Source organism: Alloacidobacterium dinghuense, from assembly GCF_014274465.1.
Classification (GTDB): Bacteria; Acidobacteriota; Terriglobia; order Terriglobales; family Acidobacteriaceae; genus Alloacidobacterium; species Alloacidobacterium dinghuense.
This window is the reverse complement of the sequence record NZ_CP060394.1, coordinates 1,519,416-1,531,058: the sequence shown is the minus strand read 5'-3', so window position 1 is coordinate 1,531,058 and position 11,643 is coordinate 1,519,416. Positions and strand designations below refer to the sequence as shown.

The window sequence follows — 11,643 nt, the reverse complement described above, 5'->3', positions numbered from 1 at the left end:
TCATCCAGTAAGCCGGAGAAAAAAGAACCGCGGAAGCTTTCGCTCCCACGGCTAGGAGTACCACTTCGTTCAAGTGGATGGCTAGAAGTCGACGTTCACGCGCAACTCAATCTGACGCGGTGTATATGACGGCGTGGTGAATTGATTCAGCTCAGTGCCGGTTCCAAAGCTGGTGCCCTGGATATTTCCGTTGTAATACGTGTTTCCGCTGCCCCCATTCCCAAAGAGAGGATGGTTCCAGGCGTTCAGGAACTCACCCTGAAACCTGACGCGGAGGTTTTCCTTGATCGGAAATGCCTTGGTCAAAGACACATCGTTCTGGAAAGTATGCGGTTGGTGGAGATAGATAATGCTGCCAAAGGTACCGGGTGTCGTGTTCGGCGTAATGAACGTTGGGTTCGCTCCACCCGTCGGACTAGCCAGATACTTCGGATCAATAAAGTCAACAAAGGTCGCCGGAGTACCTCCATTCTGAGCGGGTGTAATGTGGTGCACACCGATCGAATGCTGCAGCTGCGATGACGTGACTCCATTGAGCACAATACCGCCATCACCGTAGTCATTGAAAGTGTTGTAGCCGCCAGTTAAGCGCCAGGGAGCGCCGCTCTGGAAAGTGAGAATTGTTCCCGCGGTCCAGTTACCCAGCATCTTATCGACGAGGTGCCCTGAGCTCAGGAACGGCTTGCCCGCACCGAAGGGAAGGTCATATGTCCCGCTGAAGTGGAAGACATTGTGCAGGTCGAAGAGGGAGGGCCCATAGCTCTTTGCCAGATCGCGGAGTGTATACGCCGCAAACGCAGAGGTCCAGTCGTTATAAGTTGAAAGCCCCAGTGACTGGCTCCATGTGTAGTTGGCATCAAACTGCAGGCCGCTCCACGCATTCTGGCGGAAGTCTACCTGCAACGCGTTGTAGTTGGAGTAGCCAGCCGCGGTCATGTAGCCTGTGGATGTTCCGGCAGCATATGGATTGGCCTGGAAGAAGTTGATGGGATAGCCTGCGCCGCCGCCAGTGTATCCAGCGTTGGTGACACAGGGAGCGAAGCTTGAACCTACGAGATTGCAGAAGTACGGAGCCGTGCCGTTCACGCCCGCAAGCACGTTGGCCATGGCTCCAGCTTGTCCGGTCTGCAGATAAGTAATGAACTGACTGTTGGAATAATCTGCCAGCGGGACGCCTGGGCCGCCGGAGGATTCACCGGCAAAGGCCGCATTGAAGATCGGGAGCGGCTTCTGGCCAGCCATGCCGTTATACGCAAACGAGGTTCCGCCATTGAGTGCAAGGTTTGTCTGTGCATTCTTGAACTCATTGAGGAATCCATTCTCGAAGATGTTGACCTCATTCGGATTCAAATTGAGCCACTGATGAACGGTGCGATTGCCGTTATAGCGGATCTCAATGGCGCGCGAGTTCCCCAGCTGGCGCTGAATACCGAAGTTCCACGCCTGGCTGTAGGGCTGCTTGATCCCGGGGTTAATGCCGTTTGTTCCCACGGAATTCTGGAAAGTGAAATCAGACAGCGCTTCAGATTTCTGATACGTAGCTGGAGCCAACCCATATGCTGGCAGATTGCCGCCCAGGGCAAGGCTGCCAGGCGTAAATGTGCCGGACTGTCCGGTGTTGTTCGCATTGAGATAGAACGTCTGGTAGAAGAATGCAGCGTAGTCCGAGGCCGCGTCCCAGAAGTATTGATATGGCTCGGTAAAGCGCCGCAGGTTAAAGCCGCCTCGAATAACAGTTTTGCCGTCGCCAAAGAGCTTGCCCAGCACACCCTCATCGCCCTTAGGATTCCAGGCAAAGCCGATCGCTGGCTGCGGGGACACATTCCAGGGGCTGTAGGCGTGGGGTTGGGTTATGATCTGTGGATTCATGTCGCCCTGCAGCGAACCTGGGTTGAATAGGTTTCCGATTCCTGATGGCCCGAAGATGCCGCTGGGCGAGACGGAGTGATAAGCGCCGGTCAGATCGTGGTTATCGCCTGTGAAGTCCCAGCGCAGACCGTAGTTAAGTGTGAAGTTTGGCGTTACGTGCCAGGAGTCCTCAAAAAATACGCCCCAGGCTTTGGAAAGCTCATTGAGGTTATAGGAACCGATTCCGTTGAAATATGAGCCGGTGCTGGGATTGTAGGCAAAGGTGCCGTTCACCGCTTGTGTACCCGAACCACCACCGATTCTTCCTGTAAGCACCGCGTAGAGCTGCTGAGCCTCTGCTTGAGAATGCGTGCTTGCTCCCGGCAACGTGGTTGCGTTGAAAGCCTGCAAGGCAGGGTCGCCGGTAGACAGACCGAGGTTGTAGGCTGGAAAACCAAGAGGTCCATTCCAATAGTGATCCTGCTCGCGATACCAGGAGAAACCGAAATCGAAATTATGGGCTCCATGTTGCCACGTAACGGAGTCAGACGCATTGAAGACGGGATAGTAGGGACCTATGGGTGTCTGATAGCACTGACCGGACATGCCGTTGTTGTTGCAGGTCGAACTGGTCGAGCCATAGCTATTAAAGTTCCAGGCAACCGTCGGCTCCGTTGCGTAAAGAGGCTTTGCGTTGTACGAGTACTTGGTTGCGTTGTACAGAAAGCCCGCTTTGAACTGATTAATCAGCGAAGGCGAAATGATCCAATCCAGGCCATAAGACGCAATGTAGCTCCGAGTCCAGTTGCCGGTAGTCTGATCGCTGAAATCCGAACCCGGGAAATTCGGCGGATTGACACTTGGCTGCGTCTGCTGCGTCATGTTCCAGGCAAGATACATGCGCAGCTTTTGCGAGAGACTGTAATCCACGCGAACCGTCGGGAAATAGTAGGTGGTCGGCGAGGCAACGTTCCAGCGCACAGTGCTGAAGTTCGGATCAGAGCTGCTGGAAACGCTACCGCCCGACAGAGATTTGTTGATCGTCTGCAGCTGTGATGATACTGCCGAATTCAACGTAGTAGGCAGGCTGGGATTGGTTTGCTGTGCCAGTTGAAACAGGTTCTCCGTGTGACTTTGTCCATCACTTCCGATATACGTGAAATTGCCCGACTGGGCGCCCTGCGTAAAAACGTTATTGAACGCGGTGATTGTGGCCGGCTCCTTGGTAAAAGCGAAGCTGCCGAAGAAGAAGAGCTTGTCATGCAGGATCGGCCCCCCCGCATTAGCGCCGAAACTATTCTTAATGAACTTATCCTTCCGGACGTCTGCTGCATTGTTTGTCCAGCTGTTCGCATTCAAACCGGAGTTCTGAAAATCTCCGAAGACTCCACCATGAAAGTGATTTGAGCCGCGCTTGGTTACAAAATTGATCTGCATGCTCGACTGACCAAAGCCGGAGTTCAACGCAAGTTGGTCGGTCTGGATCGTCATCTCTTCGATGTCTTCGAGCCGTGCCGTTACCGCGGGCGACGCATTCCCCGTGAACTTCATACGGCTAGGGCTGCCCATCACGCCGTCGATGTTACTGCCCTGATCGATGGAGGGCAGACCGTTCCACGTTCCGTTGTATCCCGGCGTGATCAAAGCCAGCGATGACAGGTCGCGATCAGCCACCGGCAAGTCCTGGATCTGTTTCATATCCACAACCGTGCCAATCGCATTCGACGACGTTTCCAGAACCGGCGTAGCGCTCTCTGTCACCTGGACTGTTTGACTCTCCTGCCCAATCCTCAATGAGGCGTTTACATCCGTAACCTGCGCTGAATGAATGATGACCGATTCAAACACCTGCTGAGCAAAACCGCTCTTTGAGACAGTGAGCCTGTACGTCCCGATATTCAGGTTGACGAACGTATAGCTCCCTCTGTCCTGGGTTTCAGCCAATCGAATGTCATTCGTTGAAACGTCTATGAGTTCGAGGTGTGCCCCCGGCACGAGATTTCCGGTAGGATCTTGAACCGTCACAATGACGCTTCCCTGCGATCCACTTTGTCCGCGTGCTGTCAGCGTAAAAATGACTGCACTGAAGATCAAGCCGGCAATCAGGCTCACCAATTTACAGTTGTTTTTTAAGCGATGCATCTGATCCTCCAAATTCCGGGGAAACGCTTTCCCGGCTGCCTCTGTCTCTTCTCGTAAGAGTTTTTTCCGTTGCCCTTCTGTCCTGGCCTGCAGCTCTGGCTGAATTTCGCTGCCAAACTCAGTCATCAATCGAAGGTACAGAATTATGTATTTATTTTTGTATTTTTAGCAAGATTTAATTTTGTACCTTTTCGAGGAATAAAATTTGCTTATTGATCGGGCTCGACCGGTTGCTGGTTATGCGGCTCGGACTGGCCTTCTTTCTGCAATATCACTTTCAGTTGATCCAACATCTCATGGGCCTTCTGCTCCTCGCCCAACCGGCGATAGGCATCCGCCAGGCTGGAATAGACTGCCGGGTTCTGCGGTTCGAGCCGTCGGCCAATCTCCAGATGCGTTACCGCCTCATTGAACCTGCCCTCCATCAGGTAAAGCTTGCCCAATGCAATCTGAGCAGTCGAATAATCCGGCTTCTGGGCTACCGCGCTTTCGAGCAGAGTGCGAGCTTCAACAAACTCCGGTTGCCCTGGCATTGCTCCGGCGTGAATCAGCACCTCCGCCAGAAGATCCTGCAAAACATAGTCGTGATGCCCTTTGTTGATGCCTTTTCGCACCGTCCGAATGGCAGATTGGACATCTCCTTGAAACAGCAGATTCTGAGCGCTTGCCAGATAGGCGATGTCACTTTCAGGCGCCAGTGCGACAGCACGTTCGAATTCTGGTTTCGCCTCTTCAAAGCGGTCCAGCCGGGCGAGAAACATGGCCCGTTCATAGTGCAGCCTCGCCGACGAGGGCAGGTGGTGCAATCCTATTCCAACCACTCGCAAACCAAGCTCGTACTCCTTGTTATCCGTACAGGCATCGGCAACAAAGGTGTACAGTTTCTCGTCCAGCGGTGTGAGACTGGCAGCACGACGGAGCGCCGCGAGCGCATTCTCCGGCTGATCAACGCCCATGTATGCCTGTGCCAGCAGATTCTCCACTTGCGCCGTACCTTTCTGATTGGCGCGCAAACCTTGGAGGACATCGATAGCCTGCTGATACTGACGAAGGCCCAGGTAGCACAAAGCTAGATTGAAGCTGACCGCGTATTCGTTCGTAACCCGCCCTCTTGCTGCTGTGAGGTGCGGAATGGCCTCTGCAAACCTGCCCTCGCGGGTGAGAGCCGTCCCAAGACGCGACTCCGTCTCGCCTTCTGACAATTGGCTATTCTGCGACGGAGGCAGCGATGACTGTGCAGGCGCGCCCGGCGGTGCCTGCCCTTGCGCCGCAAGCGCAGGCACCAGCCAAAGCACGCACCATGAGACTCGCTTCCCTGTCACCCGCACCTTTCAGGTCGCGCTATTTTGTCCCCGACAAACGATTCCAATCCGGCGGCTCCTCGCCAAGCAGATTGTGGACAAAAAAATCCGCGAGTAACCGCTGACCGTACTCACCGCCTGCGCCATGGCCCCCACCAGGAACATAGAGCAGATCAAACCGCTTATTTGCTTTGATCAAGGCATTTGCAACCTGGAATGTCGACGAGGGATCCACATTCTTGTCCATCTCGCCCACCACCAAAAGCAGCTTACCTTGCAGCCGGTACGCATTGTCTACATTCGATGACGCAGCATACTGCGGTCCAACCGGCCATCCCATCCATTGCTCGTTCCACCATATTTTGTCCATTCGGTTGTCATGGCATCCACTGTTGGAAACAGCCGCCTTATAGAACTCAGGATGAAACAACAACGCGCCCATGGCACTCTGCCCTCCGGCAGAAGTGCCAAAGACACCAACGCGCGAAATGTCGTACCACGGATACTTCGTCGCAACCGCGTTATGCCAGAGAATGCGGTCTTCAAAGCCTGCATCCTTCAGATTTTTCCAGGCCACATCGTGAAACGCCTTGGAGCGATTGTTCGTGCCCATGCCGTCAATCTGCACCACCACAAAGCCAAGTTCGGTAAGGGGCTGTGCCCAAGGCCCGAAAGACTTGGGCACGAACGACCCTTGCGGCCCTGCGTAAATCGACTCAATAACGGGATATTTCTTTGCCGGGTCAAAATGATCTGGCTTATAAATCACACCCCAGATGTCGGTTTTTCCATCGCGCCCCTTCGCTGTAAACACCTCCGGCGGTTGCCATCCAGTGTCAATCAACTTATGATCATCGCCCTGCTCGACTGTCATCGCCGCCTTGTCGTCTGCCGTCCGCAATTCCATGACAGGTGGCAGATCAATGCGCGACCACGTATCAATGTAGAACTTGCCATCGGGCGAAAAGACGACGCGATGATCCGCTTCCTCCTTTGAAAGCGGCGTCATTCCCGTGCCATCGAAATTGATCCGATACGGATGCATGTAGTACGGATCCTTACCCGCTTCCATGCCGCTAGCCTCAAACCAGATCACTCGCTTCTCGGGATCGACGTGATCGACATTACGCACCACCCAATCGCCTTTCGTGATCTGATTCTTGACCTCTCCTGTCTTGCCGTCATAGAGATACAGATGCTCCCATCCGCTCCGTTCTGAGGCCCACACGATCTCTTTGCCGTCGTGTCGAACTGGTCAGGCACAAGTGGACGATAGTCAACAAAGGTCTTACTCTCCTCATCAATCAGGACACGCGGCACCCCACTCGCCGCATCCACCTCGATCACTCTATAATCCTGGTGCCCGCGTTGGTTGTACTCAAAAGTAAAGCCGCGACTGTCTTTCCACCAGACAGCGGGCGACAACTCGAATGGATTCGGAAACAGGCTGTTGGCGATAGGAATCTCGTGCTTCGATGGCACGTCGAAGAGCACCGGCTGCGGCAGCGCCAGCACATCACCCGCCTTCGGATAGACCATCATCGAATACTTCGGCTGCAACTGGTCCGCAGGCGACGATTCCACATAGTGCACCTCGCGCTTGTAGCCGGGCCGAATCCGGTAAGCGACCAGATGCCGTGAGTCCGGCGACCAGACCAAAGTACCGTAGGCGTAATAATTGTCCTCCGAGCCATCCGTGCTCAGTGCAGTCTTGTCCGCCTTCCCTTTTTCGCGGACAAAAACGTTGTAGTTCTCTACAAACGCTTCCAGCTTGCCATCAGGCGACGCTTCTGCACGCGTATCGTTGTTAATCGCTCTCGGCGTATTGTCGTAATCATCATCGCTCTCGTATTCCTGGTCATCAGCCCGTAATGGCTCAGGTTTTGTGCACGCATAGTTGATCAGGTCGCAGTGCCATCGATGATTCTTCAGAACAAACTCTATAGCCACTTGCTTGTCAACATACCGAAAGCGCGCGAAGGGCAGAGTAACTCCCGTGTACTTCTCCCCATCCGCCTCCGAGAGAGCAGCAGCCAGCTTGTCATGGTCAAACGCGGTTTTTTTTATCTTCGTATTCGCATCCACCAATACGAATGCGTGGCCGCCTTCAACCGTTTTGCGATACCAGAATGTGTCCGTATCTTCGACCCAGCTCGGCGATTCCACAATATTCAGCGCCAGCCCCTTATATTTGTCCCGCAATTGAGCAGCGCGCTCATAGTCCGCACGCGTTACCTGAGCGTGAATCGATGCGGCCCCAAAACCTAACCAGGCAAATAAACAACAAGAGAGCATCCAGCATTTCTTCGGCATTCATCCTCCAGTGAACCCTCGATTGGCGAGGAGTGACACAGTTCAACTCGCAATTTCGTCTCGGGGATGGAGTATACATCTTTGTATACATTCCACCTGCGACAAAACCTGCCATCCCCTTCACCACCATAAGAAGAAAACTGCCTAGGAACGACGGAAAATACTTACCCAAATGGGTAATCCACATTTTCCTCGTCTTGGTATTTCGGCTTTGCTTTTGAGCTACTAAAATTCATGTCATTGCTCACGCTATCTGCAACTTGAGAGAGCAAACGCGATTTACCCCAAAACAGATGACACCAATCCGAGGGTGATGTCACAACCGGGCTCCACTAAATACGCTTCAAGCACTCAGCAATAGCAAGCATCTCCACACGGAGAACCATCCATGCGTCATCCGTTGCGCTATAGGCGTCATCCATACTCGCGAGATCCAGCCGAATATCGCTCCTTCAAAGACCATTTTTCCCGTCATCTTCCCTCTAGACAACCTGACTTGCTGATCAGCAGACAATCTCGACAACTTTCAATAGAGAAGGGTTAAGCGCATGCCAAGGAAGGTAGCCGAAGTATTTATCGAAACACTCGTGAATGCAGGCGTAAAGCGTGTCTACGGCGTAGTTGGAGATTCTCTCAACGGCCTGACCGATGTCATCCGCAGAACCAAAGGCATCGACTGGCTGCATATGCGCCATGAAGAAGCGGCCGCATTCGCCGCCGGTGCGGAAGCCCATCTTACCGGAAAGCTGGCAGTATGTGCGGGCAGTTGCGGCCCCGGCAATCTTCACCTCATCAATGGGCTCTTTGATTGTCAACGCAGCCGCGTGCCGGTGCTTGCCATCGCCGCGCAGATTCCCAGCCACGAGATCGGAAGCAGCTATTTTCAAGAGACGCGTCCCGACCACCTTTTCAAAGATTGCAGCCACTACTGCGAGCTGGTCTCGCAAGCGGAACAGATGCCGCGCGTCCTGGCTATTGCCATGCGCACGGCAATCACGAAGCAAGGCGTTGCCGTGGTCATTCTTCCCGGCGATGTGGCGCTGCGCGAATGCCCCGCACCCGCAATTTCGCTCGGCATCGAAGAATCCAACTCTGTCCTTCGCCCATCCAGCAGTGAGCTCAAATCCGCCGCCGACATTCTCAACAATGCGCGCAAGGTCACCATTCTTGGCGGAGCAGGCTGTGAAGGCGCTCATAGCGAACTCATCGAAGCCGCGGAACATCTGAAATCGCCGATCGTGCACGCTTTACGCGGCAAGGAGTTTATCGAGTACGACAATCCGTATGACGTGGGCATGACCGGCCTGCTTGGTTTTTCTTCCGGCTATCACGCCATGATGAACTGCGATGCGCTGCTCATGCTCGGCACGGATTTCCCTTACACGCAGTTCTTTCCGAAGAACGCAAAGATCATTCAGGTAGACCGGCTCGGCGAACAAATTGGTCGACGCACGCCCGTCGATCTCGGTCTGATCGGAAACGTGAAGGACACGCTCAATGCGTTAATACCGCTGCTCGACGACAAGTCCGATCGCTCGTATCTCGACCTGTGCCTCAACCACTATAAGGACGCGCGTAAGAGCCTCGATGACCTCGCAGTGGGCGAGCCTGGACGAACGCCGATTCATCCCCAATACGTCGCAAAAACTCTCGATGAACTTGCCGCGGACGATGCAGTCTTTACCTGTGATGTCGGCACGCCCGTGGTCTGGTCCGCGCGTTACCTCACCATGAACGGCAAGCGCAGATTGCTCGGCTCCTTCACGCATGGATCCATGGCAAATGCTTTGCCCCATGCGATCGGCGTGCAGGCGAGCCATCCCGGGCGGCAGGTCGTCACGCTCTCCGGGGACGGCGGCCTCGCGATGATGCTCGGCGATATGCTGACGCTCAAACAACTCAACCTGCCAGTTAAAGTGGTGCTCTTTAACAACGGCACTTTAGGCTTCGTCGAACTGGAGATGAAAGCCGCAGGTCTCGTCGATTATGGCACCGATCTGGTCAATCCAAACTTTACGAAACTAGCAGAGTCAGCGAACATCTTCGGCGTTCGCGTGGAAAAGCCGGAGGAGCTGCGCCCAGCCCTGAGCAGCGCGCTCGCGCATAATGGCCCGGCGTTAGTCGAAGTCATTGTGAACCGGCAAGAACTCTCGATGCCGCCAACGATCAGTCTCGAACAGGCATTGGGCTTCAGTCTCTATATGATTCGCTGCGTTCTGAGCGGACGCGGCAATGAAGTGATCGATCTCGCCAAGACCAACCTTATCCGCTAAAAGATAGCCGGATTCAGGAGGAATGGAAATGAGCACGCAATTTGCGACAGCCCCCGCAGCAACTCGTCAGATTTCACTTTCCGGATTCAGCCTCATCAATTCTCCACGCCTCAACAAAGGTACAGCCTTCACGGATCACGAACGTGACGTATTTCACCTCCACGGCCTGCTGCCTCCGCATATCGGGGATCTCGACGAGCAGATTGAGCGCCGCATGCAGGTATTGGACGAACAGCCAACCCCCTTCGCCAAGTATGCATTTCTCCGCGATCTTCAGGACGCGAACGAGACGCTCTTCTACGCATTGCTGGTCCGCAATGTAGAAAAGATGCTGCCTCTCGTCTACACGCCAACCGTTGGTGAAGGCTGCCAGCGCTTCAGTGAGATATGGCGAAAGCCACGCGGACTCTTCCTCAGCTACCCAAACAAAGACCGCATCGAGCAGATCTTCAGTCATCCCCGCTACGACGAGATCAAGAGCATTGTCGTCAGTGATGGTGAGCGCATTCTCGGCCTCGGCGATCAGGGCGCAGGCGGTATGGGCATTCCCATCGGAAAGATGGCGCTCTACACCGCCCTCGGCGGCATTCATCCCGAGCACTGCCTGCCGATTCTGCTCGACGTAGGCACCGACAGTGAGGAAAAACTGAAGCAACCCATCTACGTCGGATGGAGACATCATCGCGTCCGCGGCCAGGAGTACGACGATTTCGTCGATACCTTCGTGAATGCTGTGAAGAAACGCTGGCCGCATGTTCTGCTGCAATTTGAAGACTTTGCCGGCGCGAATGCCGCCCGCTTCCTTGCTCGCTACAGAGACCAGCTCTGCACTTTCAACGACGACATTCAAGGCACCGCAGCAATCGCGGCAACCACTCTGGTCTCCGCAGTCAATGTCACCGGCGTTCCACTAGAGCAGCAGAAAATTGTCGTCGTGGGCTTCGGAAGCGCGGGCCTGGGCATCACGAATTTGCTTGCGCAATTCGTTCAGGACAAGGGTCTCTCACCAGAAGAAGCACGCAGCCGCTTTTACGCCATCGATCGCTACGGCCTGATTACCGAGAGCACAAAAGATGTACATCCTGAGCAGCGACCCTATGCGCGCAAAGATCAGGAAGTGCAGAGTTGGCGGCCGCCGAGCGGAGAAATCTCTCTTCTTGATGTAGTCCGGAACGTAAAACCGTCTGTCCTCATCGGTGTCTCCGGTCAAACGGGAGCCTTTACGCAAGAGGCGGTCCGCGAAATGGCGAAGCATACAGCCAGGCCCGTCATCTTCCCGCTGTCCAACCCAACCTCACGCAGCGAAGCCACTCCACAGGATCTGATGGACTGGACAGAAGGCCGCGCTCTCATCGGCACCGGAAGTCCCTTCCCACCGGTAAACGTGAATGGCAAAACGTTTCATGTTGCTCAGACAAACAACTCTTACATCTTTCCTGGGCTCGCGCTCGGAATCATCGCTTCGAAATCCAGACACGTCACCGACACGATGGTCAAGGCCGCTGCCACAGAGTTGATAAGACACCTCCCCACGCAGACAAATAAACAAGGCAGCCTGCTGCCCCCAATCGCAGAAGCCCGCAGCCTCGGTCGCTCCATCGCCGAAGCCGTCGGCAAACAAGCGATCAAAGATAGGCAGGCACAAGTGGCGGATGAGAATGCCCTCAGCCGCGAACTCGACTCCAACATCTGGGAACCGGTATACGAGTCGTACGAGCATAAAGAAGCATAGCGATCATCATCTAAAGATGTGAGAGGGTCCCGCC

Annotated in this window: 6 protein-coding genes; 2 read left to right on the top strand and 4 right to left on the bottom strand. The window is 54.6% G+C overall.

Annotated elements, in window-relative coordinates:
- Window positions 1–81: 81 nt before the first annotated feature.
- From H7849_RS06180 to H7849_RS26735, 4 genes are all read right to left on the bottom strand, one after another.
- Window positions 82–3,990: a TonB-dependent receptor gene (locus H7849_RS06180; RefSeq protein WP_186745028.1), complete on the bottom strand. Its 3,909-nt coding sequence runs from the start codon at window positions 3,988–3,990 to the stop codon at window positions 82–84.
- A 209-nt stretch (window positions 3,991–4,199) separates the two neighbouring features.
- Window positions 4,200–5,312 (bottom strand): tetratricopeptide repeat protein, encoded by a 1,113-nt coding sequence (locus H7849_RS06175; RefSeq protein ID WP_186745026.1) that lies wholly within the window; start codon window positions 5,310–5,312, stop codon window positions 4,200–4,202.
- A 19-nt stretch (window positions 5,313–5,331) separates the two neighbouring features.
- Complete coding sequence (locus H7849_RS26740; protein ID WP_251106789.1) at window positions 5,332–6,486, bottom strand: prolyl oligopeptidase family serine peptidase; 1,155 nt, start codon at window positions 6,484–6,486, stop codon at window positions 5,332–5,334.
- On the bottom strand, window positions 6,384–7,604 hold the full coding sequence (locus tag H7849_RS26735) for a DPP IV N-terminal domain-containing protein (RefSeq protein WP_251106643.1): 1,221 nt from the start codon (window positions 7,602–7,604) through the stop codon (window positions 6,384–6,386). The genes H7849_RS26740 and H7849_RS26735 overlap by 103 nt, the downstream gene beginning before the upstream one ends.
- Before the next feature lie 548 nt (window positions 7,605–8,152).
- Here H7849_RS26735 and poxB point away from each other — a divergent pair.
- Both poxB and H7849_RS06160 read left to right on the top strand, forming a co-directional pair.
- Window positions 8,153–9,877: a ubiquinone-dependent pyruvate dehydrogenase gene (gene poxB, locus H7849_RS06165; RefSeq protein ID WP_186745024.1), complete on the top strand. Its 1,725-nt coding sequence runs from the start codon at window positions 8,153–8,155 to the stop codon at window positions 9,875–9,877.
- A 28-nt stretch (window positions 9,878–9,905) separates the two neighbouring features.
- Window positions 9,906–11,609, top strand: a complete 1,704-nt coding sequence (locus tag H7849_RS06160; RefSeq protein WP_222439775.1) for an NAD-dependent malic enzyme — start codon at window positions 9,906–9,908, stop codon at window positions 11,607–11,609.
- Window positions 11,610–11,643 lie beyond the last annotated feature (34 nt).